Source organism: Brevibacillus sp. YAE8 (genome assembly GCF_057543335.1).
In genome coordinates this window covers 439,753-462,406 of the sequence record NZ_BAAIYG010000003.1, presented here as the reverse complement: position 1 = coordinate 462,406, position 22,654 = coordinate 439,753, and the positions used below count along the sequence as shown (strand labels likewise).

Genomic DNA, 22,654 nt, shown 5'->3' with positions numbered 1-22,654 from the left:
TCCAGTTGGTTTCTGCTTGTCCAATCGGGTTACTTCCTTCTACAATGACAGTACGATCTTGGTAGGCTATTTGCAGGAATGGCTTGAAACCGCTCCAAGCCTATAGTAGATTAAGAATCGTGTGAATCTTATTGGAAACGGAGTGGACATTTTGCTGAAAAAACTCGCATCATTCGTGCTGGCAATTGCCCTGGTGCCTATGGCAACATTTTCTGCCGCGGCAGCTCCTGCCCCTGCGCAGACTGCCGTCAAGGTGGAGTACAATAAAAAAGCGATTGTATTCCCCGATCAAAAGCCTTTGATCCGCGACAGCCGGACACTGGTACCGATTCGTCCCATCGCGGAAACGTTGGGCTTTAAAGTCGACTGGAACGAGAAAACGAGAACCGTAACGATCGACAAAGGCAACGACAACATCCGCCTGGTCGTCACGCAAAAAATTGCCAAGAAAAATGGACAAACCATCAATCTGGACGTGCCTGCGCAAATCGTCAACCAGCGCACCGTCGTGCCTGTGCGCTTTATTGCCGAGGCACTGAGCTACAAGGTTGATTGGGACCCGGCTACGCAAACGGTTTTGATTGCGGATCAGGCTGTTGCCAATCCAAATGGGACAGAAGAAAAGCCGCAGGAACAAACAAAGCCGACGGAAGAGGGCAAAAAGCAGGATACGGTGAGTCTGATCGACAAGGAGAGCGTCGTAGGCCAATTTTTTACTTTCTCGCCAATGGGGATATACAAAGTAGCAGGTAAGGTAGACCCTAAAGCAACGGTTATCGTCGATTTGGAAGGAACTTCCTATTCTGTTGATGTGAAATCAGACGGAACATTTGAGTTTTATCAAACTACACACGATGGCATTCGCAATTTCACCGTGAAGGCAGAATTGGACGGTAAACAGGATACATTTGAAGGCGAATTGCAAAGTGCAAACTAAGCCAGCCACTTCCTGAGTAAGAACACCTCCCGCGCACAAACTATGCGCAAGGAGGTGTTTTTTGTTGAAGCGAATTGGTTTTGGCCTATACGCGTCCATTCTGCTTGCCGGTCTGTTGACGGGCTGCTCGCCAAACAAAGAACAAGGCACCGAAGATCGCAACGGAAACCAGGCCAAATTCGAAGCGTACGGCATCAACTATCGCAATGACAACGTCGGGATGGACAAAGGACCCGCAGCGATGATTAGCCAAAAAATGGTTCATAACCGCGAGCCGCACCTCGTCGCCTATCTGGAGCGGCATGCGGAGAAGGTGCCGGGCGTAGTCGATATCAAGGTGCTCGCGTACAAGGACAATCTGCTGGTCGGTGTTTTGCCAGTGGATACGCCCAAGCCGGATGAAGTCAATCCGCGGCCGTCGATCCCCTATACACCGGGAAAAATTATCCGCAACGACAACGGGCATACAGATGCGCTGCAAAAGCGCGTGGTAGACCGAATGCGCAGCAGGCTGCAGACGGAGTCGCGCTTCAATCTGATGTACGTGTCCACCAACAGGGCGATTTACGATCGCATATCCGATTTGCACCAGCGCATCCTTCGCGGCGAGGAAGTCAGCAACGAGGAGTTCCAGGTGCTGCTCAATGACATCGGCTATACGGTCAAGGGGTACAATCTCGTCGATTGACAAAAGACCACCTGGATGCCCGGGTGGGCTTTTTGTCGAGCGGGGCTTGCGGCAGGAGTTTTGCAAGAAATGGGGAAATAGTCTGGAAGAGTAGGTGAACGGCAAGGAGTGCAACCGATGAGTCAATTCCAGGTACCCATTTCCAAAATAACTCTTCCTTCGCAAAAGCCGTATGTGCTGAGGCGTCCTGCGCTGGCGCGGAAACTGCGGCTTCTCGCGCATGCACAGCTCTGTCTCATCCACGCGGGGGCGGGTTACGGCAAAACGACATCGTTTGCGACGTTTTTGCACGATGAAGCGCGCCGTGCCTCTTGGTATTTCATCACGGAGGAAGACGCGGCCGTCGCTGATTTTTTGTGGTGTCTCACGGAGAGTGTCCGCCGGGTCGTACCTGACTTCGGACAGACGCTGCGGGAGCTGCTGCAGCGGCAAGCGCAGCACAGTGCCTCATCTGAGCAAGAACGGGAACAGGCGACAGACGGCGAGCGGCTCGCGGACTTGTTTGCCCAGGAGTGCGCGCAGCTTCCGGACGATTTCGTGATCGTCCTCGACAACTACCACCGGATTGCCAGCGGCAGTGCGGCCGACTGCTTCGTTTCCCAATTGGTTGAGCTGTTGCCGCATAAAGTCAAACTGGCGATCTTGACCCGCGTTCGTCCTAACTGGACACAACTGGAGCTGCTCACGGCGCGCGGCGAATGCCTGGAGCTTGCGACAGACGACCTGGCGTTTACGCTGGAAGAGAGCGAAGCTTTTTACTCGGATCAGTACGATATCGCCCTGACAGACGACGAGTGGAAGCAAGTAGACGAGGTCACGCGTGGCTGGGTGATCGCACTGCGCTCGATCGGTGAAAAAATTGCGAGGGGGTTCAAGCTGGCCGACAGCCTGCACGAGCTGTCCCGGCTGCTGCATGTACTGGAAGCGGACGTGTGGATGGGGCTAGACGGGAACATGCAGCAGTTTTTGATGGAGGCCGCGGCACTGGAGGCGTTTACCCGCGAAGACTGTCTGCAAGTACTGGGCGCAGGGGCAGAGGAAAAACTGCAGGAGGCGAGACGCAGCAACCTGTTTTTGCATGTAGATGAACGGGGCATGTACTTTTTCCATCCGCTGTTTCAGCGGTTGTTGTCGAGCAAGCTCGCGTCGCGCCAGGACATTTACCGACGGGTCAACCAGGGAGCGGCCGTCTGGTACCGCCGCAAAGGCGAAGAGGAGCGAGCATTTGAGCGTTTGCGCCTGATTGAGCAGTGGGATGTGCTCGGCGCGTGGCTTTGTCTCGCTGCGGAGCGGTTTTTGAGCGCAGGCGTGCTGGACGGGCTGTACAAATGGCTGGCGCTTGTGCCGGATTCGATCAAAGCGCAGGAGCATTGGCTCTGGTTTTACCAGGGAGAGGTGGAGCGATACCGCTGCCTGTACGCCAAGGCGTTTGCCTCCTATGAGCAGTTTCTCGCCTTTTGCGAGGAAAAGCACGATCAGATCGGCCTGTGCCGCGGGCTGGAAGGCAAAGCGAGAGTCCACCTCGACAGCGTGCAGGGCGTCAAGGCGGAGGAGTTGCTCAAGCGGGCGATCCAGCTTCTGCCGCCGCAAGAGCAGGAGAGCGAAATGGCGCCAAGGCTGTATCGCTTGCTGGCGGAGATTTATACGAACCGCGGCGACTCCAGGCAGGCAGCGGCTTGGTATGAAAAAAGCCAGGAGCTGGAACAGCAGACAGAGGTAGAGCTGGAGTCGCGGCTGCTGTTTCGCACAGGTCGGCTGCAGTCGTCCATCCAGCTTTTGGAGAACAAATGGCAGTTGGAGCAGACCCGGCATCCGACCTTGACGCGCTCGTATCGGGAAACGTCGCTGCTGCTGTCCTTTGTCTATGCGTTAAACGGCGAGTGGGAGCGCGGCTTCGAGGCGGCAGAGACGGCCATTCAGCTCGGGCGTGCGGCGCATTCCCCGTTCGTGGAGGCGAATGGCTACGTCCGCAAAGCGCACGCGGCGCTCATCAGCCAGGGGCTGCCTGCCGAGGAAATTCGCCAGCTCTACGAAAAAGGCTTGCAAATGATGGAGGAGTTGCAGTCGACGCGCGGAAAGTCCGAGACGCTACTCGGGCTGACGCTGTTTCACGCCAGTCAAAAGGCGCTCGACCAGGCGCTGTTGTACGGCAGGCGAGGCATCCACGAGACGGAGGCGATGCGCGATGACTGGCTGGGCAGTCTGGTGCGCATGGCAATCGGCATCGCCTATGCCAAATACGGCAAGGACAGTGAGGCGCTGGAGACGTTTCGCGATTGCTCGGAGCGGCTGAGTCATTGCGGAGACAGCTACCACGTGGCGATTTGCCAACTGTGGCAGAGCTTTCTTGCGTACCGCAGCAAGCAGTGGGAGCTGTTCGTCCCCGCCGTGACCCAGGCGCTGTCGCTGATGCAGACAGGGGAGTACTCTTTTTTGCTGCAACGCCCGACTTTGCTCACTCCGTACGACGTGCAGCAGTTGATGCCGATTTTGTTGGAAGCGGAGCGGCGCAAAGTGTCGCCGGACTACGTTTCACAACTGCTAAACGATCTCGGCCTGCAAAATGTCACGTTTCACCCGGGCTATACGTTGCGCATCCAGACGTTGGGGGCGTTTCGCGTCTGGCTGGGAGAGCGCGAACTGAGTGAAAAGGCATGGCAGCGCGGAACCGCCAAGCTGCTGTTCCAGTTGCTGTTGACCAAGCGCCATCACCTGCTGGCCCGCGAAGAGATCATGCATCGCCTGTGGCCGGACAGCGTCGAGGAAGCGGCGATTCGCGACTTCAAGGTCGCGCTTAACGCCTTGAACAAAGCGTTGGAGCCAGATCGGGCGGCGCGGACCGACACCTTTTTTATCCAGCGCCACGGCAGCTCCTACGGTTTCAACCTCGCGTCGGGGTATCACCTCGATGTGGAAGAATTTGAAAAGCTGGTCACATTGGGTTTGGCCGAGCAGGACGAGCGCCAGGCTGCGCTTTTGCTGGAAAAAGGGCTGGGCTACTACTTGGGCGAGTACATGCCGGAGTGTCGCTATGAGGAATGGTGCGTGGAAGAACGGGAGCGACTTCAGGCGCTGTTTTTGCGGGGCGCAGAAAGGCTGGCGAAAATCAGGCTGGAGCAGCGGCAACTGGAAAAGGCGATTCGCTGGTGCGAAGCGATCTTGCGGGTGGACGATTGCTGGGAGGAAGCGTATCGCCTGCTGATGACGGCTTACTACGAGCAAAACAACCGGACGCAGGCTATCCGCTGGTACAAAAAATGCGTGGCCAAGCTGCAGGAACAGCTCGGCGTCGCGCCGATGCCAGCGACAGAGGAGACGTACAACCGCATCCGGGAAAAATGAAAGACCGCGTAACAAGCGGTCTTTTTTGCGTGCCCTGCGCCCGACACGGCTTTTCGCCCGTCCTTGCCCAAATGCAGCGGGAGTTTTCCCCGTCAAAAAAGCCGCCAGCGGATGCCGCACAGAGCTATTGACAAAACTAGGAGTGTTCCGTACACTGTTTTTGTACTGACCAGTCAGTTCAATAAAGACAAGGGGGACGGGAGTGATGGCACCATCCAAAAAAGACCAGATTGCCCAAGGAGCGCTGACGGCGTTTGCCCAGTTGGGCTATAGCGAAACCACGATGGACGCGATCGCAGAAATGGCACAGGTAGCGAAAGGAACGCTGTACTACCATTTCTCGACCAAAGAGGAGCTTTTTTTGTACGTGATTGAAAAAGGCGTGAAGATGCTGATTTACCATGTTGACAGTGTGATGCAAAACGAAGAGCTGTCTTTGGAGGATCGCATTTTAAATGTGCTGGATGAGCATCTTCGCTTCTTTTGCGAAAATCGCGAGCTGTGCTTCCTTTTGCTCAGCGTCTTTACGGGTGACGAACAGCGCGATTTGACAGTCGCCAAGTTGTTGACGGGCTATTTTACGATGATGGAAACGTATCTGAAGCAAATGCAGGAGCAAGGCTACATACGCCCGGATATCGAAATCGGAACGCTTGCTTCGGGCCTGTTCGGCATGGTCGGCTTTACGGCCATCCGCAAGCAATATCGCAAGGAACCGTTGGACACGGAAGAAAACAAGCATACGCTGCGCTGCTTTTTGGCAGGCATGCTGCAAGCGAAACAGTGAAACAGCCGTAAGGACCATACAGAAAAGACACAGAGGAGAAATCGACTATGAAAAAACGAGCATGGATCGGGGTGGCCGGTTTTGTGGCCGGAATCGCAGTGTTGGGAACCGTTTTGTTCGCATCCGGCGGAAGCAGTCTGGCCGGGGAAAAATCGACCCAGTTGACAGGCGTCATCGAAGGAACGGAAGTGGACCTGTCCTTTAAAATGGGCGGCTCCATCGAGCAGATCGCCTTTAAAGAAGGCGATGAAGTAAAAGCAGGGCAAGTGGTCGCCACGTTGAACAACGAAGAACTGCTGGCGAAAAAGGAACAGGCAGAAGCGGCCTATCGACTGGCGCAGGTGAAGCTCGAGCAGGCGAAAAAAGGTGTGTCGCTGACAGACAGCTCAAGCAATGCCCAAGTCGATCAGGCGCAGGCGGTAGTCAGTTCGGCCGCGGCCCAGCTTGCGGCGAACAAAAACGGAGCGCGCAGCGAGGAAATCGCCCAGTTGAAAGCGAAGCTGCAAGCAGCGCAAACAGCGAACCAGATCGCGGCTTCGAACCTGGAGCGGATGCAAAAGCTGCTCGCTGAGGGAGCGGTCCCGCAAGTCAAAGTCGAGGAAGCGCAAATGCAGGCGGAAAAAGCCCAGGCAGAGCTGAAGGCCGCTGACGAACAGTTGAAAATGGCTCAGTCCGGCGCACGCCGCGAACAGGTCGATGCCGCGCAGGCTCAGCTCGACCAGGCCAAAGCAGCGTATAAGCAAGCGGTAGCGGCGCGCGGTCAGGTAGGTTTGAAGGAGCTGGATGTGAAATCGGCCGAGGCTGGCGTGCTGCAAGCCAAAGGCGCTCTCGCGGAAATCGAGGCGTATTTGAACAATACGAAGCTGGTCGCGCCGATGGACGGAGTGGTCAAATCCGTTGCCGTGCAAAAAGGCGAGCTGGTAGCGCAAGGCTTTACCGTTCTTACCTTGCAAACGAAATCCGATAACTACGTGAAGCTGTACGTAAACGAATACGCCCTCGGCCAGATCAAAACAGGCGACACGGTCAAACTGTTCGTCCCTGCGCTCAAACGGGAAGTAGAGGCGAAAATTGCTACGATTGCCCCGGCAGCGGATTTTGCCGTCAAAAAGGCAACCCAGGAGCTTGGCGACCGCGACATCCGTTCGTTCCAGGTGAAGCTGCTCGTCTCTGACCCAGAGCTGCGGCCAGGCTTGACGGTCGAGTGGAAGCTCGAAGGAGCTGTTGAAGGTGAGTAATTTCTCCCGGCTCTTCTGGAGCGAATGGCAAAACTTGTTTGCCAACAAAACGATTCGCAATGTGCTGTTTATCGTGCCGATTATATACTTGACGCTGTTCGGCTTTTTGTACAGCGAAAAGAAGGTAATGAACATCCCGACTGTCATGGTAGACGCGGACCAGACAGAGCTGAGCCGCGAGCTGTACCGCGCGTTTGAAGTCGACCAGACGTTCAAGATTACTTCCATCGTCGGAACAGAGGAGGAAGCGATGCGCCTGGTTGACAAAGGCGAGGCGAACATCGCCCTGATTATTCCGGCGGAGCTGGAGAAAAACGTCAAAGCCGGACGGCCCGCAGAAGTTTTGACCGTCATTGACGGCAGCAACATGATGATCTCGAACACCGCTGTCCGCGCCGCGAGCACGGTAGTCAAATCCGTGTCCGCAGGTGCGACGCTGAAAAAAATGGAAGCGAAGGGTAGTTGGGGCGAGGAAGGGAAAAACTTGTTCACCGGGATCGACTACCGCTATCGCGTCTTGTACAATCCGACGTTCAGCTACATGTCCTTCATGGTCTTCGGCTTGACGGGAACGGTGCTGCAGCAAGTGCTGTTCCTCGGGATTGCCTTGTCGGTAGCGCAGCAGAAGGAAGAGGGGACGTGGAAGGAGACGCTTAAGTCGCACAGCTTTTTCGCGATCACGGCAAGCAAGCTGCTGCCGTACTTTTTGGCTGGCACGCTCAATGTGTTTTTAGGCTTCACCCTGCTGCTGAAAGGGTTCGAAATTCCGTACTACGGCAGCACCTTTGACCTGATGCTCGTCGCAACGGCGTTCAACCTGGCGGTGCTCGCCATCGGCTACGCGATTTCCTTTTTCTCCAAAGACCAGTTGCAAGCTACACAGATCGCGATGATGATTGCCGTTCCTTCGTTTATGCTCTCCGGCTTCACCTGGCCGCTCGCTTCGATGCCGACTGCGGTTGCCGCGATTGGTAAATCTTTGCCGTTGACGTACTTCCTCGACGGCGTGCGGGAGATTTTGAGCAAAGGGCATGACCTGTCCTACGTGACACATGATTTGGCCGTTTTGGGCTTCATGACCCTTTTGGGCCTGTTCTCTGCCTACGTCATATACTTGTTACAGACAAGGAAAAAAAAGGAAGTCGTTGCCGAAACGACAACGGTTTAGCGAGATTTGCAGAAAAGAAACCCTTGTGTTGTAAAGAATCTTTCCTATATACTTACTTAAAAAAGGCAGATTCTTCAACGCAAGGGGGACAATATGTCAGCGACTCATCTGAAGCAATTGTGCGAAGAGACGTACACCAAGTTGAAAAAGGTAAGCATGGAACTGGAGCGTTATCTCAATCAGGTTACCTTGTCTAGTCTTGTATCCGCATCGGGCGACCCGGAAGAATTTGAAACTTATTATCGAGCGTATCTTTCCGATCTGCGCCACCTTTTGGTTTACTGTGAAAATGCGTACGACAGGCTGGGGGTATCCCTGCGCCGAGCACGATTTAACGAGGAGTTTGCCGAAGAAGTTCTGTACCAGGTGTACCACACTTGTGTGAATTACTTCTATTATCCCAAAGGCGAGGTTTATGAGGAAGACGGCCGCTATGCCTACACGGGACAAGACTGTATCATTTTCCGCAAACAAGTAACACCCGAGTTGCAGCAGTTGACCTTGTCCTTGTCCAGAGTGTTTGAGCAAATGCGTGATGAATTGCAATACTACGAAAATGACTATATAGCCAAAAAACGGCTGCATAAAGAACAAGCACAGGTGTAATGACCTGTGCTTGTCGTCTTTTATACAGATAAAAATTTGGCGCAGCCAAGTTTGCTAATCCGGCTACACGCCGAGCGGCTGGCGCGCACTCGCAGCGATTTTCTCGACCTCGGCAAGCATTTGCTCGCGGGCGGCGTTGTCTACGTAAGGGACGGCGGCAAAATTGCGGTAGGTCACATCGTAGCCGATCATGGCGAGCGTGCCGTCCACGATCTGTTTTTTCACCACAGCGTCGAAGCCGCTCGTCTGCATTTCCGCTTCGGACTCCCGGGTTGTCGTAAACACAATCGCCTGTTTGTTTGACAACAGGCCGACGGGGCCATTGGCGTCGTAGCGGAAGGCGAAGTTGTTCGTAAACACCCGGTCGATATAGCCTTTGAGGATCGCAGGAGGCGACCACCACCAGACAGGGTAAATCATCACCAGCAAATCGGCATCGGAAATCAGCTCCTGTTCGGTGGCAACGTCTTGCGAGGCTGACCCGTTCGCTACTTTTTGCATGTCTGCCGCATCGAAGACAGGCTGGAATTTCATCTGATACAAGTCGCGCACCTCAAAGTCGATTTGTTGCTGTTGCAAGGAGCGGGTGACGCGGTCGAGAATGGCATGGCAGAAGCTTTCCTTTCCTTCGTGAGCAAAAACAATGCACGCTTTCATCGTCCATCCCTCCGTGGGTTACCGTTTGTATGCTTATTCGAAGCCAAAGCGCAGGCGCATAAAAAATTTGTTCAATAGTCCACCGACCGTATGCTCTGTTTTTTCCGTGCGCGCCGGCTCTGCCGGTTTGATTTGCCGCAGCGTCTGATTGACGTCAATCATGCCGTAGCCGTACAACTGATCGTGTCCGGGGGCGCCGAGGTCTTTGGCCGATTGGCGGATCAGCTCCATGACATCGTGGTTTTTCATGTCAGGATGGACGGAGCGCACCAGCGAGGCGAGCGCTGCGACGTGCGGACAAGCCATGGAAGTACCGGAGAGCGAGGCGTAGTCGCTGTAGATGTACGTGCTCGGAATATCGACGCCGGGAGCGGCGACATCCACGTAATCGCCAAAGTTGGAAAAATCGGCGCGTTCCTTGCGATGGTCGACAGCGGCGACGGCGAGCACTTCTTCATAGGCTGCCGGATAGCTCGGCTGATCGGTGGCGTCGTTTCCGGAAGCCGCGACGAGCACGACGTTTTTTTCATACGCATAGCGGCACGCTTCCTTCAAAGCGGCAGATGACGTGTAGTTGCCGACACTGAGGTTAATCACGTCAGCTCCGTGATCGGTCGCCCAGTAGATGCCTTGGGCGATATCGACAGCCGAGCCGGAGCCGTCCGCGCCGATGGCTTTGATCGGCATCAGCTTGCTGTTCCACGACATCCCGGCGATGCCGTCCTCGTTGTTCGTTTTTGCGGCAATTACGCCAGAGACGTGCGTGCCGTGCCCGTTGTCGTCCTCTGGTCGATTGTTGTCTTCCAGCACGTTGTAGCCTTCTACGAGCTTTCCGGCAAACTCGGGGTGATTGAGGTCAATCCCCGTATCAATGACCGCGACCGTGACGTCACTGCTGCCCTCGCTCACGTCCCAGCTCTGCTCCATGCCGATCAGCGGCAAATTCCACTGGTACTCCGCGTAGTACGTGTCGTTTGGCTTGCGGTTGGGCAAAAGCAGGTAGTTCGGCTCGGCAAACACCGAGTCGGGATGCTCGGCCAGCTTTTTCATTAACTGCTTCGTCGTCAGGCTTTTGGACTTGATGATGATAAATTGCTCAAAATCGCGTTTGATCTTGGCATCCAGCGAACGGACCAACTGGTCAATTTTTTTCTGTTCAGGGCGTGGGGAGAAGCGGACGACCACTTCATGCTCGACATAATGGCTGCGGTCGCGCGGATTGTGGTGGAGCGTCTGTACGTGGCTGCTATTTTCCAGATCCCTGCGAATGTCTTTGACCTGCTCGATATAGTTGATCCGCGGTATGCTCGCCTCGATGGAAGTGACGCGGGGATGAGGTTCGCGCATTTCCTGCTCGGCATTTTGATGGTGACGATAAGGCAGGACGACCAGACCGACCAAGGCAAGGGCGGCGATAATTGGGGGCAAGACGCGCAAAAAAAACTCACTCCCTCCAGTGCTGATGACTATAGCGTGCACATGGAGAGAGTGATTATGAAGGAAATAGCTTACATTCGGTTGTCAAAAGGGCGAATCGGGACGGGACGAAGCGAGCGGCGTGGCAGCTTCCAGCCTTGATAGACGGAAATCATCCGGCAAACGATGATGGCGGAAAACAGCGTGTACAGCTCGCCGACGGTTGTCGCCCACTTGAGGCCGACAGCCAGCCCGGCGACCATGGCCCAGACCGCATAAATTTCTTCCTTGAACACGAGCGGCTTGCGTCCAGCGAGAACGTCGCGAATGATTCCGCCGCCGATTCCGGTCAAAACCGCTGCGACGATCGTCGCGCTGAGCGGGTAGTTCATTTGTGTGGCGTAGATAGCGCCCTGAATGGCAAAGGCAGAGAGCCCGACTGCGTCAAAAAACATCCCCCAGCGATTCCAGTAGTCAAGGTATTTGTGGGGGAGGACAAAAACGATGAGCATGGAAACGAGTGCGATTGTAAACAGTGTTCCCTGATTCCAAAAAGCGGTCAGCGGGATGCCGAGCAAAATATTGCGCATGATCCCGCCGCCAAATGCTGTTGCCATTCCGAGAACGATTACTCCCAAGATGTCGTATTCTTCCTCCATGGCGATGATCGCGCCGCTAATGACGAACGCTACCGTGCCAACGATGTTAAACCATTCCCAAGACATGTATCTTTCAACGTCCTTCCTAATTGATGAGTCCAAGTTGCAGCAAGCCGTGCCGGATGCCGTCTTCGTTCACATGACGGGTCACCATCTTGGCAAAAGGCTTCAATTCTTCATGGGCATTTCCCATGGCGACGCCCATTCCGACGTAGGAGAGCATTTCCCTGTCGTTGAGTCCGTCCCCGAACGCTACGGCGTCAGCGGGAGTGAGGCCCTCGTGCTTGAGGATCGCTTCGATGCCGCGCGCTTTCGAGCCGCCTTTTGGCAAAATGTCGAGGACGTGCTTGTGCCAGCGCACGTACGACACTTGCTCGAAACCTTCCGTATAGAGCGCTTCTTCTTCGGCGGTGCAATACAAAAACGCCTGATAGATCGGAGCGACCTCCCAGTAGCGATGGTGATGGGCCGGAGCGGGTAAGCGCAAAAAGTCGAACGAGTCGAGGACGTGCGGGTGATCGGATGTGTTCGCATAGCACTCTTCATGGCTTAAAAACACCATCGGATGCGCGTTTCCGTTTGCCATCTGCTCCAGTTCGGCCAATGTCGTCGTGGCAAATGGAGTATGGTGAATGACTTTTTGTTCGTTCACGACGTAGGAGCCGTTGAACCCGACAAACGTATCAATCCCGAGCTGCCGGGCGATCGGCATCAGGTGGTACGGCGAGCGGCCAGTTGCGATGGCAACCCGGATGCCGTTTTGCTTGAGCTTGCGCACAGCGTCCACGGTTGCTGGCGGAATCGCGTGCTCCGTGTTCAACAGAGTGCCGTCGATGTCGAAAAAGACAATTTTGTAGGCCATGTTTGCTCTCTCCACTCTTTCTCTATTTGTAGCCATAAAAAAGCAGCGGCAGTACAGAAGCCGCCACGGACGAAAAACGGTTGAGGACAACAGAAAAAGGAATGCCGGAAAAGACATTCCTTTTCACTTTGCTATTAGAATACAGCCACTTCCGTCTCGCTGTCAAATAGATGACATTTGGAAAGATCCATGGCGAGCTTGACCGTCATTTTCGGCTTCAAATCTTCGCGAGAGTCCACGCGGGCGACCATTTGTGTCTGGCCGATATTATGGAAGTAAACGTACAGCTCGGAGCCCATGTTTTCCACGACTTCAATCTGCGCCTCAAGCGAGCTTTCGAACGGATTGGCCTCCATAAAAGCGGCATCGCTGTAAATGTCCTCCGGGCGGATGCCGAAGATCGCCGGCTTGTTTACATAGCCTTTGTCGCGCAAAACTCTTGCTTTGTCCTCTGGGAAGCGGACGTGGATGTTTTCCGCATCGAAGTACAGGGCGCCGTCCTGTTCCGAAAGCTGCCCTTTGACGAAGTTCATCGCCGGGGAGCCGATGAAGCTCGCCACAAACAGGTTGACGGGGTGGTTGTAAATCTCGTTCGGCGTCGCCACTTGCTGAATCAGGCCGTCCTTCATGACGACGATCCGGTCGCCCATCGTCATCGCTTCCGTCTGGTCGTGGGTCACGTAGATGATCGTCGTGTTCAGCCGCTGGTGCAGCTTCAAAATTTCTGTGCGCATCTGGACGCGCAGCTTGGCGTCGAGGTTGGACAAAGGTTCGTCCATCAAAAAAACTTGCGGCTCCCGCACGATGGCGCGTCCGAGCGCGACACGCTGCCGCTGGCCGCCGGAAAGCGCCTTTGGCTTGCGGTCCAGCAGGTGGGAAATGTCGAGGATGCGGGCTGCTTCCTGAATCCGCTTGTCGATGTCGCTTTTGGAAAACTTGCGCAGCTTCAGACCGAATGCCATGTTTTCATACACGTTCATGTGCGGGTAGAGCGCGTAGCTCTGGAATACCATCGCGATGTCCCGATCTTTGGGAGCGACGTCGTTGACGCGGCGGTCGCCTATGTACAAATCGCCTTCGGAGATTTCCTCCAGCCCGGCAATCATCCGCAGCGTCGTCGATTTTCCGCAGCCGGACGGCCCGACGAGGACGAGAAACTCCCGATCCTGAATCTCCAGGTGAAAATCATCTACTGCCGTTACATTTCCGCCGTACCGCTTGTATATGTGGTTCAGTGTCACTTTTGCCATGGAAGAGGCACCTCCTTGAATGATAGGGGAGCAATTCTCGGATGACTTTTTGCAAGAGTAACAATTTTTAGACAGTTAGACTATGGATGAAATGTACAAAATGTTTTGTTAATGCTGCCGAAAGAGCAAATAGAGCTGGAGCAAAACGGCGTCAGGAAACTGGCGCGGATCAAGGCCCGTCTGTTCCGTCAGCTTGTCCAGCCGGTACAAGAGCGTGTTGCGGTGCAAAAAAAGCTGCCGGGCTGTCTCGCTGACATTGAGCTGCCGCGCGAACAGCGTCTCCAACGTTTCGCGCTGCTCGCTGCTGATTTGCGGCACAGACATGAGAGCGGCAAGCTCGCGGGCAATCGACTTCGCCGTTTCCGCAGGCAGAGAAGCAGCCCAGCGCTCCAACGGATACATCCAGTCGCCCGCGACCATCACTTGTGCCCGGTATTGATGCAAGGCGCGGGACAACAGCAGTTGCCCGGCGAGCGTTTTTTCCAGAGAGGAAGGCGCAGCTACGGGCGCGCTGACAATGATGCGCACAGGCTCCATCCATTCGGTCGAGATCAGGTCGTACAGGCCGGATGCCCATTCCAGCAAGTCAGCCCGCTCCTTTGCGCCCTCCAGGATTGAGATCGGGAGCAGCAGGACAGAATAAGCATGACTCAATGCAAAAAAGGCGAGGCTCGACGCTTTTGGCGCGTAGGCAGCCGTTTCGCGGAAAAACGGGTGCAAACAGCTTTGCAACGCTTCCCACGTGCCTGTGCCTTCCGTCCGGTTGCGCTCGATCAAAAAGACGAGGCGCTCTTCCTTCCACGGCCAGCGGGCATCGAGACGTTCAGGGGGAGCCTGGCGCAATCCTGTGACCATGGATTGCAGCCATACCGCAATCTGCTCGTGCAGCGTCGGGGGCGCTTTTTCTTCGGGACGGGAAAAAAACAGACTCAGCAAGGAACGGGAAGACGCGGGCCACTGCATCGCTTCAATCAGCACGAGGTAGGCGGCATCGTGCTCAGACGCAAGCGAAACAAGTTCCCAGCCTTTTTGCTCCCATTCTTGCTGAGTCTGGCTGATCTCGTGTTCACAAACTTTCACGCAAACGATCGGCAAGTTCGTAACCTGCCTGATTTGCTCGACTTCCTTCATCCATTTTTCCACAGCGAAGACCTCCGTTACAAACTCTTGCGTAGGTCTATTATACATTACTCCAAGGCAAGCGTGGCGGCGCTTTCCTGCAAAGCGGAAGGCTGTGCTGCCGTTGCCTCTGGGACCGCAAGCAGGCTTGCGCTGCCTAGCGTGTGCAGCGTAATTTCCGGACGAGAGCGGAGGCGGACGTTCAGCCCTGTTTGCCCCAGGCCCTCACTAATGTAGAACGGCCGTCCGTCCATCTCATGCAGCCCTTTGACCATGTTCAGCCGCGGCAACTTCCCCATTTTGGCGAGGTGGTAAGGACGCGGCCAATGAATTTGCCCGCCGTGAAAATGTCCGGCCAGCAAGTAATCGTAGGCGTAATCTTTCATATGCAAGACGATATTCGGGTCGTGCGTGAGAACGAGGCGCACGCCTGTCGCGGGAACTGCTTGAAACGACTTTTCCAGTTGGCTGCGGCGCGTACTGTAATCGTCGACGCCGATGATGTGCAGCGGCTGGCCTTTATGGTCGACCGTCACATGTTCGTTGATGAGGACGCGGCAGCCGATCCGCGTCAGCTCCGATTTCAGTTGCGCCAGCTTTGGCGGCGAGAGAACGTAGTCGTGGTTGCCAAAAACGACATACGTACCGAGCGCAGGCTGCAATTGCATCAGCCGCTCGACGTAGGCGACTGCTTTCGGAATGTTTTTATGGCGATCGAGCAAATCTCCGGTAATCGCGATCAAATCGACCGATTGCCCGGAAAAATCGCGGACGATCCGCATCGGGTCAATCGACAAATTTTCCATGTGCAAATCGGACAGATGTAAGACAGAGAGCGGTTCGAAGTCTTGCCGATCATCTATATGCTGCGACGGTTGCAGCGGAATGGAAACATAGTTGGTATGGACATCGAATGTATTGCGATACGCTTTGACAAAGAGCAAGGCGACAGCGACAATCAGTAAAAACCATAACATCTCTTCGGCCATCTCCTTTATCCCCAAGGTAGTGTCATTATACTCGATTTCTGCGCTTTTCGAATAAGTAGGTTCTGGCAGAAGGAATTTAGCGAAAAGTGCAGAAATATTATGAATGTTGCGTAGTGAAGAATCCATTAAGGGGTTTAGGAGAGTGAGAGCATGAACGTAGAAAAAATTCCGGCGACAGAAGGCCGATTCAACCTGGAGAATTACGACGAGACGTACGCCAATTTTGACTGGAAGGATGTCGAAAAGCAATTTTCCTGGTATGAGACGGGAAAAGTGAATATGGCTTATGAAGCCATTGATCGCCATCTTTCTACCGAGCGCAAGGACAAGGTCGCGCTGCTGTACAGCGATTTGACCCGGGAAGAAGCCTACACCTTTGCCCAACTGAGCGAGCTGTCCAATAAATTCGGAAATGTACTGCGTGACCTGGGAATCGCAAAAGGCGACCGCGTGTTCGTCTTCATGCCGCGTACCCCAGAGCTTTATGTAAGCGTTTTAGGAACGCTGAAGGTCGGTGCGATTGTCGGCCCTTTGTTCGAGGCATTTATGGAAGCAGCGGTGCGCGACCGTCTGGAAAACAGCGAAGCGACCGCGATTGTGACGACTCCTGCGCTGCTGCCGCGCATCCCGGTATCCGAGCTGCCAGCCCTCAAGCACGTCATTATTGTCGGGGCAAAAGAGGAGCTTGCGGAAGGGCAAGTCAGCTTTGAAGAAGCGATGGCAAAAGCATCCTCGGAGCTGGAGATCGAGTGGGTGGATCGCGAGGACGGCATGATTTTGCACTACACGTCCGGCTCGACAGGCAAGCCAAAAGGCGTGCTGCACGTCCACAACGCGATGATTCAGCACTACCAGACAGGAAAATGGGTGCTGGACTTGCAAGAAGACGATGTGTACTGGTGTACAGCCGACCCGGGTTGGGTGACAGGCACTTCGTACGGCATTTTCGCTCCGTGGCTGAACGGCGTCACGAACGTCATTCGCGGCGGACGATTCACTCCGGAAGACTGGTATAAAACGATTGAAAAATATAAAGTAACGGTCTGGTACAGCGCGCCTACCGCGTTCCGCATGCTGATGGGCGCAGGCGATGAGGTTGTGAAGCGCTTCGATCTGTCCAGCCTGCGCCATGTACTGAGCGTCGGCGAGCCGCTCAATCCGGAGGTTGTGTATTGGGGACTGCGCGTATTCAACCACCGCATCCACGACAACTGGTGGATGACAGAGACTGGCGGCCAACTGATTTCCAACTACCGCAGCATGCCGATCAAGCCAGGCTCGATGGGCAAGCCTGTCCCGGGCGTCTACGCGGCGATTATCGACGACCAAGGCAACGAGCTGCCGCCAAACCGGATGGGCAACCTTGCGATCCGCGTCGGCTGGCCGTCGATGATGCGACAAATCTGGAACAACCCGGCGAAATACGCAGAATATTTCAGCATCCCGGGCTGGTACGTGTCGGGCGACTCGGCTTACAAGGACGAGGAAGGCTACTTCTGGTTCCAGGGCCGGATTGACGATGTTATCAACACGTCCGGCGAGCGCGTCGGTCCTTTCGAGGTCGAGAGCAAGCTGGTCGAGCATCCGGCAGTCGCCGAAGCAGGGGTAATCGGCAAGCCCGATCCGCTGCGGGGCGAAATTATCAAGGCGTTCATCTCGCTGCGCGCGGGCTACGAGCCGAGCGAAGCGTTGATGGACGACATCCGCAAGTTCGTGAAGGAGGGGCTGGCAGCCCACGCCGCACCGCGCGAAATCGAGTTCCGCGACAAGCTGCCAAAAACGCGCTCCGGAAAAATCATGCGCCGCGTCCTCAAGGCGTGGGAGCTGGGCCTGCCGACAGGCGACCTGTCCACGCTGGAAGACTAGAGCGAACAGACGAAGAACCATCTCTCTTGGTAAAGGAGATGGTTCTTTTTTTGCTCAGTGGGGCGGGGCTTGGAGATGGGACGTTCGTGGTTATGGCGGTGTGCGTGAACGTGTGAGTTCGCGTGTTCAGCGGGAGTGTCCGTGCTCATGCACATGCCCCCGCGCCCCTCCCTGACAATGCAGCTCGCCGTGCGAGATTGAAGAGTTCTCAATCTGGATCGTCGCGTGCGTGATGCCAAATTCTTTTTGCAAAAGCTCCAGCGCCGCATCCAGGACAGGGTAGCTCGGCAAGCCGTCCTCGACGATGAGGTGGCACGTCAGCGAGTCAAAGCCGGAAGTGACCGTCCAGATGTGCAGATCGTGCACCTTGCGCACGCCGTCGAGCTGGCCCAGGCGCGCTTCCACCTTTGTCGTGTCGAGGCGGGAGGGCGCTCCTTCCAGCAAGATGTTGACCGATTCCTTGGTGACGCGCCAGGCACTGAGCAAGATCAGGAAGGCGACGATAATGCTGATGAGCGGGTCGGCGATGTACCAGCCGAAAGCGAGCATCAGGATGCCGCCGAGAATGGCGCCGACAGAGCCGAGCATGTCGCCCAGAACGTGCAGGTAGGCGCTGCGCACGTTCACGTTGTCCTTGTAATCGCCGCGCATGAGGACGAAGGCAGCGGCGATATTGGCGAGCAAACCGATGGCGGCAATGACGATCATTTTTCCGCTGGCCACCTCGGGAGGCTGGAGCAGGCGCTGGAAGCCTTCCCAGAAAATGAACAAGGAAATCAGCACGAGCGTGACGCCGTTTGTCAAGGCAGCGAGAATTTCAAAACGCTGCATCCCGAACGTTTTTTTGGCCGAAGGGGGACGAGCGGCAAAGTGCAAGGCAACGAGGCTGAGCAGAAGCGCCAGGGCATCGCTCAGCATGTGGCCGGCATCGGATAAAAGCGCAAGACTGTTGGTCAAAAAGCCGCCGATCGTCTCGACGATCAAAAACACCGTGATGATGAGAAAAGAAGTGAACAGCGCTTTTTTGCTCGCTCCTTTTCCATGGTGATGATGGTCGTGTCCATCTCCGTGGTCGTGATGGTGGAATCCCATAGTGTTGCCCTCCTCTATTGGGTCGCTTTAGCGGACGAGTTGTTCAGCAAGAAAGAAAGCGTCTTTTCCCACGCCGCCCATGAGCGCGGAGGCGCGTGTATGCTGCCAGGGAAGCCCGAGAAAAAACAGCCCCGGCACGGCTGTGACACCGCGATCATGCCGCGGCCAGCCGCTTGGGTCGAGTACGTCTGCCATGGACAGCCAGCCGTAGTCGGGGCGAAATCCGGTCGCCCATAAAACGCTCTGGAAGCTCGCCTGCCCGCCGTCCACGAAAAAGGCGGTTTTGTCCGCAAGGCGAACGGTTCTGGCCGCGATGCGCATGGCGCCAGTTTTTGCCAGAGTTTTCATCTGTTTTTGGTAGCCAAAAATCGGATCAGGTCGTTTCATCAGTTGCTTTCCGACCCACGACGAGCGCGGGGCGTCCAGCAAGCCAAACAACTGCATGTAGTCAAAAATAGTTTTGCCCAAAACGTACAAAGGCAGATGAACGCGCGGCTGTCCGCTGGAAAAAATGACGGGGCGGTGCATGGCCAGCTCCACGGCGATTTGCGCGCCCGAATTGCCTGAGCCGACGACGAGGACGGGCCCGGCGGGGAGCTGGCTCTCGTTTCGGTAGTGCGCCGTATGGAGCGAGACGGCATCGGGGGCCAACTGCCCGGCAAACGGTGGGATGTAAGGCGATTGAAACGGGCCTGTCGACGTTTTTCGCTCGCAGCGCTTCGTGCCCTGTCTGCACGAGAAAGCCCGATGCCGTGCGCTCGACGGAGACGACCGCCGTATTCAAACGGACGGGCAATTGAAAATGACTGGCGTACAGCTCCAGATAGTCCGCGGCTTCGTCTTTCGTCGGAACGGTATGCGGCTCTCCGGGAAAGGCCAGGCCGGGGAGGGCATTGTGCTTGCGCGAGGTAAACAGCACGAGGGAGTCGTAACGCTTGCGTCAACTGTCCCCGACGCGTCCGTTTTGGTCCAGAATGACGAAGCGTACCTGCCGCTGCTGCAAAAAATGGCCCAGCGCAAGGCCGGACTGGCCGCCGCCAATGATGATGACTTCGTAGTCGTGCATGGGAGAACCCTTCTTTCGGCCGGGAATTTACCTAAATCATACCACATTCATTATTATATTCAAACAATTATTTGAATGTTAGGTAAAAACAATAAAAAAAGCCGCCACAAATGTGACGAGCCACAATGGAACTGCTCAAGAACGAGCTGTCTTTTTCGATTGCTTCAATTCGGCCGCATGCTCGATCCCGCACATAATCAGATGGCGAACATGGTCGTCGTCCAGGGCGTAGTAGACGAGCTTTCCGTCCTTGCGGTGCCGGGCAAGCCCCATGTTGCGCAGCAAGCGCAGATGGTGGGAGGTGTTGGCAATCGAGCTGTTGATCGTGGCCGCGACATCGCACACGCACAGCTCGCCCTCCAGCGCCAGGGCGTAAATGATTTTCGCGCGCGTGTCGTCAGCCAACGCCTTGAACAAAGGGGCGACGCCTTCTGTTTCGCTCATCTTCGGCCGCAGCCTGTTTACCTTCGCTTCATCGACCGTTTGGATCTCGCAAACGTCTCCTTCTTCAGCAGCACGCTGAAATTCCAGCTCCATGTTCTTCCCCCCGCACAGTCGGTTTTATCCATTATAAAACGGAAAGGGACGAAAAAAAAGACAGGAACCAGGAGGAAAGTGCGCAAGGAGTATCTAATTAGGAATGATGACGATTTGCTAAAAGGAGTGGACAGCTTACGTGATTGCTAAAATTCGTCATTTCCTCATAGAGATAATAGGGGCCGTCCTTCTTGGATTGTGTGTAGTCTGGCTTACCACTGGCAGCCAGAATAGCTGGTTTTCCGGCTTTCGCATAGAATGGTCGCCGCGTTGGCTCGATGTCAAAACGTTTTTTCTCAGCATTTTGCTGGAGGCCATCCCGTTTGTGCTGCTGGGCGTGTTTTTTTCCGCCTTCATTCAGACGTTTGTCTCGGAAGAGCAGGTTAGGCGCTGGATGCCAAAACATCCGCTCGTCGCGTTACCGATTGCCGGGCTGCTCGGCTTTTTGTTTCCGGTGTGCGAGTGTGCGATCGTCCCGGTTGTCCGCCGCCTGATTCAAAAAGGGATGCCCGTATCCGTCGGCGTCGTGTTTTTACTCGCCGGACCGATTGTCAATCCGGTCGTGCTCTCCTCGACGTACATCGCCTTCGCGCGGCAGCCGGATATGGCGCTGTACCGGGGAGTCGCCGGTTTTCTCGTCGCGCTGGCCGTCGGCTTGTTGGTCTGGCTGTTTGTGAAAAAGAACCCGCTGCGGCTCGGGACAGAGGCGCAAATTCGCCACGAAGCCGCCCATAGCGAAGCGATGCGGGGCAAGCTGTCGGCAACTTTTGCGCATGCCGTTGACGAATTTTTCGACATGGGCAAATTTTTGCTGTTCGGGGCGTTGGTCAGCAGCATCCTGCAAGTGTTCATGAGCCGCGACATTTTGGTGGAGATCGGGCAAACGCCGATTACGTCCCATCTGGTCATGATGGGCATGGCTTACTTGTTTTCGCTTTGCTCGGAGGCGGATGCCTTTATTGCCGCATCGTTTTCGGGCACGTTTCAAAGCAGCTCGCTGCTCGCTTTTCTCGTCTTTGGACCGATGCTTGATTTCAAAACGACGCTGATGCTGCTCGGCACGTTCCGCTTCGGATTTGTCGTTAAGCTTGTTGTCGCCATTACAATACTGGTGTTGGCCGTTACGATGCTGATGCCGATCTAGGGGGAGGAAAGAAATGGAACAGACGAACTGGACCAGACACTATTTGATGCGCAGCCTGATTTTGGCAGGGTTCGCCGCGCTGTTGTCCTACCTGATCTGGACGGAAAAGCTGGGGCATTACCTCGCGCCGAAGCTGCACATGCTCAGCTACGTCACGCTAGGCATTCTCGTCATTTTGACCATTGTGAGCGTGCGCCAGTTGTTCAGCAAAAACCGGGCGTACGAGTGCGACTGCGAGGAAGCGCACCAGGTGCCGCGCACGCGCTGGGGCTCGCTTGTCATCTACAGCCTGTTTTTGCTGCCGATCTTCATGGGCTTTTTCATGCCGGATAAAATATTGGGGAGCGCCGTAGCGGAAAACCGCGGGGTTACTCTGCTCAGCAGCGACGCCAGAAAATTGGCGGCAGTGGCGACAGGAGCTGGGCAACCAGTAGCAGCGTCCCAGCCGTCCGGGGAGCAGGGCGGCCAGGCTGCACCGCCAGAGCAGACAGGCGAGGACGCATCGCCATCACAGCAGGCAAATGCGCCAGTCGTGGTGGAAACAACAGGCGAAGGCCAGAAGGGCGATCAGCAACAGACGCCACAGCAATCCGCGCAGCCGCAAGCGATAGAGCAAGCAGTGCCCGCAGACGCAACGGTTGCGAACCCGACAGCAAGTGGCACAGCACAGGCTACTTCTGGCGCCAGTCCGTCCATGACGGACGAGGAGCTGAAGCGATACTTTTCGGGCGGGGGCTTCGGCGATTTTTACACCGACATCGCCGCCTCCATGTACAGGCAGCCCGTGATCTCGCTTCATGACAAAATCTTTTTGGACGGCCTCACCACGCTGGAGCTGTACGCCAAAGACTTCGCGGGAAAACAGCTCGAAACGCTCGGCTTTGTCTACAGGGAGCCTGGACTTGGCGACAAGCAATTCGTCGTGGCGCGTTTTTCGGTGACGTGCTGCACGGCGGATGCCAGCGTCTTCGGCATTCTCGTGGAGAGCGAGGACGCAGGCAAATGGGCGAAGGACAGTTGGGTCAAGGTGCAGGGCAAGCTGGAGCTGCGCCAGGTCGACGGCTATGACATGCTCGTGCTGAAAGATGCGAAAATCCAGGCGGTCAAGGCACCGAAAGATCCGTATGTGTACTACAGCTACGAGGCGGCAGATATCACTCCATAAAAATCGTGCTCACCCATTGGCTTCGCCAGTTACGTCTGGCGGAGTCATTTTTTTGTGCAGAACAGA

21 protein-coding genes and 1 pseudogene are annotated in these 22,654 nt (G+C 55.5%); 10 read left to right on the top strand and 12 right to left on the bottom strand.

All coding sequences use genetic code 11. The features are described from left to right. Nucleotides 1-142: 142 nt before the first annotated feature. The 7 genes from AC27IT_RS07775 (at nt 143) to AC27IT_RS07745 (ending at nt 8,766) form a co-directional block, all read left to right on the top strand. Complete coding sequence (locus AC27IT_RS07775; protein ID WP_237716671.1) at nt 143-937, top strand: copper amine oxidase N-terminal domain-containing protein; 795 nt, start codon at nt 143-145, stop codon at nt 935-937. Nucleotides 938-1,001: 64 nt separating this feature from the next. Continuing rightward, complete coding sequence (locus AC27IT_RS07770; protein WP_005827951.1) at nt 1,002-1,625, top strand: hypothetical protein; 624 nt, start codon at nt 1,002-1,004, stop codon at nt 1,623-1,625. Between the two features lie 117 nt (nt 1,626-1,742). After that, entirely contained in the window at nt 1,743-4,967 is a 3,225-nt protein-coding gene (locus tag AC27IT_RS07765; RefSeq protein WP_238503096.1) for an AfsR/SARP family transcriptional regulator, read from the top strand. 205 nt (nt 4,968-5,172) lie between these two features. Beyond that, complete coding sequence (locus AC27IT_RS07760; protein WP_221842725.1) at nt 5,173-5,754, top strand: TetR/AcrR family transcriptional regulator; 582 nt, start codon at nt 5,173-5,175, stop codon at nt 5,752-5,754. A 47-nt stretch (nt 5,755-5,801) separates the two neighbouring features. Continuing rightward, nucleotides 5,802-6,992 (top strand): HlyD family secretion protein, encoded by a 1,191-nt coding sequence (locus AC27IT_RS07755; protein WP_005827956.1) that lies wholly within the window; start codon nt 5,802-5,804, stop codon nt 6,990-6,992. Continuing rightward, nucleotides 6,985-8,160: an ABC transporter permease gene (locus AC27IT_RS07750; protein ID WP_005827958.1), complete on the top strand. Its 1,176-nt coding sequence runs from the start codon at nt 6,985-6,987 to the stop codon at nt 8,158-8,160. Before AC27IT_RS07755 ends, AC27IT_RS07750 begins: the two co-directional genes overlap by 8 nt. A 93-nt stretch (nt 8,161-8,253) precedes the next feature. Continuing rightward, nucleotides 8,254-8,766, top strand: coding sequence for a DUF3907 family protein (locus AC27IT_RS07745; RefSeq protein ID WP_005827960.1), 513 nt, complete (start codon nt 8,254-8,256; stop codon nt 8,764-8,766). Nucleotides 8,767-8,829: 63 nt separating this feature from the next. Here the strand turns inward: AC27IT_RS07745 and AC27IT_RS07740 are convergent, their stop codons facing one another. From AC27IT_RS07740 to AC27IT_RS07710, 7 genes are all read right to left on the bottom strand, one after another. Continuing rightward, the gene (locus tag AC27IT_RS07740; RefSeq protein ID WP_007785026.1) at nt 8,830-9,423 is read right to left on the bottom strand and encodes an NAD(P)H-dependent oxidoreductase; all 594 of its coding nucleotides are present in this window, start codon (nt 9,421-9,423) and stop codon (nt 8,830-8,832) included. Between the two features lie 33 nt (nt 9,424-9,456). After that, the gene (locus AC27IT_RS07735) at nt 9,457-10,860 is read right to left on the bottom strand and encodes a S8 family peptidase (protein WP_429776848.1); all 1,404 of its coding nucleotides are present in this window, start codon (nt 10,858-10,860) and stop codon (nt 9,457-9,459) included. A 71-nt stretch (nt 10,861-10,931) separates the two neighbouring features. Continuing rightward, nucleotides 10,932-11,564: a trimeric intracellular cation channel family protein gene (locus tag AC27IT_RS07730; RefSeq protein WP_005827967.1), complete on the bottom strand. Its 633-nt coding sequence runs from the start codon at nt 11,562-11,564 to the stop codon at nt 10,932-10,934. 19 nt (nt 11,565-11,583) lie between these two features. Further along, a complete protein-coding gene (locus AC27IT_RS07725) occupies nt 11,584-12,360 on the bottom strand; it encodes a Cof-type HAD-IIB family hydrolase (protein ID WP_005827969.1) in 777 nt (258 codons plus the stop codon). A gap of 134 nt (nt 12,361-12,494) precedes the next feature. Further along, the gene (locus AC27IT_RS07720; RefSeq protein ID WP_005827971.1) at nt 12,495-13,610 is read right to left on the bottom strand and encodes an ABC transporter ATP-binding protein; all 1,116 of its coding nucleotides are present in this window, start codon (nt 13,608-13,610) and stop codon (nt 12,495-12,497) included. A 108-nt stretch (nt 13,611-13,718) separates the two neighbouring features. Beyond that, entirely contained in the window at nt 13,719-14,753 is a 1,035-nt protein-coding gene (locus tag AC27IT_RS07715) for a PucR family transcriptional regulator (RefSeq protein WP_025848506.1), read from the bottom strand. A gap of 44 nt (nt 14,754-14,797) precedes the next feature. Then, nucleotides 14,798-15,706 (bottom strand): metallophosphoesterase, encoded by a 909-nt coding sequence (locus tag AC27IT_RS07710; protein ID WP_487091711.1) that lies wholly within the window; start codon nt 15,704-15,706, stop codon nt 14,798-14,800. 162 nt (nt 15,707-15,868) lie between these two features. Here AC27IT_RS07710 and acsA point away from each other — a divergent pair, with 162 nt between their 5' ends. Beyond that, nucleotides 15,869-17,584 carry an acetate--CoA ligase gene (gene acsA, locus AC27IT_RS07705; RefSeq protein ID WP_487091710.1) on the top strand — a complete coding sequence of 572 codons (1,716 nt, stop codon included), beginning with the start codon at nt 15,869-15,871 and terminating at the stop codon, nt 17,582-17,584. 126 nt (nt 17,585-17,710) lie between these two features. Here acsA and AC27IT_RS07700 read toward each other — a convergent pair whose 3' ends face one another. The 5 genes and pseudogenes from AC27IT_RS07700 to AC27IT_RS07680 all read right to left on the bottom strand — a co-directional run bounded on the left by AC27IT_RS07700 (nt 17,711) and on the right by AC27IT_RS07680 (nt 20,279). Next, nucleotides 17,711-18,676 (bottom strand): cation diffusion facilitator family transporter, encoded by a 966-nt coding sequence (locus tag AC27IT_RS07700; RefSeq protein ID WP_487091709.1) that lies wholly within the window; start codon nt 18,674-18,676, stop codon nt 17,711-17,713. A 27-nt stretch (nt 18,677-18,703) separates the two neighbouring features. Next, the gene (locus AC27IT_RS07695) at nt 18,704-19,327 is read right to left on the bottom strand and encodes an NAD(P)/FAD-dependent oxidoreductase (RefSeq protein WP_487091720.1); all 624 of its coding nucleotides are present in this window, start codon (nt 19,325-19,327) and stop codon (nt 18,704-18,706) included. 106 nt (nt 19,328-19,433) lie between these two features. Continuing rightward, nucleotides 19,434-19,595: pseudogene (locus AC27IT_RS07690) on the bottom strand (oxidoreductase); the annotation flags it as partial. 21 nt (nt 19,596-19,616) lie between these two features. After that, nucleotides 19,617-19,742: an NAD(P)-binding protein gene (locus AC27IT_RS07685; RefSeq protein WP_487091708.1), complete on the bottom strand. Its 126-nt coding sequence runs from the start codon at nt 19,740-19,742 to the stop codon at nt 19,617-19,619. A 135-nt stretch (nt 19,743-19,877) separates the two neighbouring features. Continuing rightward, nucleotides 19,878-20,279, bottom strand: coding sequence for an ArsR/SmtB family transcription factor (locus AC27IT_RS07680; protein WP_005827982.1), 402 nt, complete (start codon nt 20,277-20,279; stop codon nt 19,878-19,880). Between the two features lie 139 nt (nt 20,280-20,418). Between AC27IT_RS07680 and AC27IT_RS07675 the strand changes: the two genes are divergently transcribed. Continuing rightward, the gene (locus AC27IT_RS07675) at nt 20,419-21,423 is read left to right on the top strand and encodes a permease (RefSeq protein ID WP_007785036.1); all 1,005 of its coding nucleotides are present in this window, start codon (nt 20,419-20,421) and stop codon (nt 21,421-21,423) included. Nucleotides 21,424-21,436: 13 nt separating this feature from the next. After that, nucleotides 21,437-22,588 carry a TIGR03943 family putative permease subunit gene (locus tag AC27IT_RS07670; RefSeq protein WP_487091707.1) on the top strand — a complete coding sequence of 384 codons (1,152 nt, stop codon included), beginning with the start codon at nt 21,437-21,439 and terminating at the stop codon, nt 22,586-22,588. The last annotated feature ends 66 nt before the right edge of the window (nt 22,589-22,654 follow it).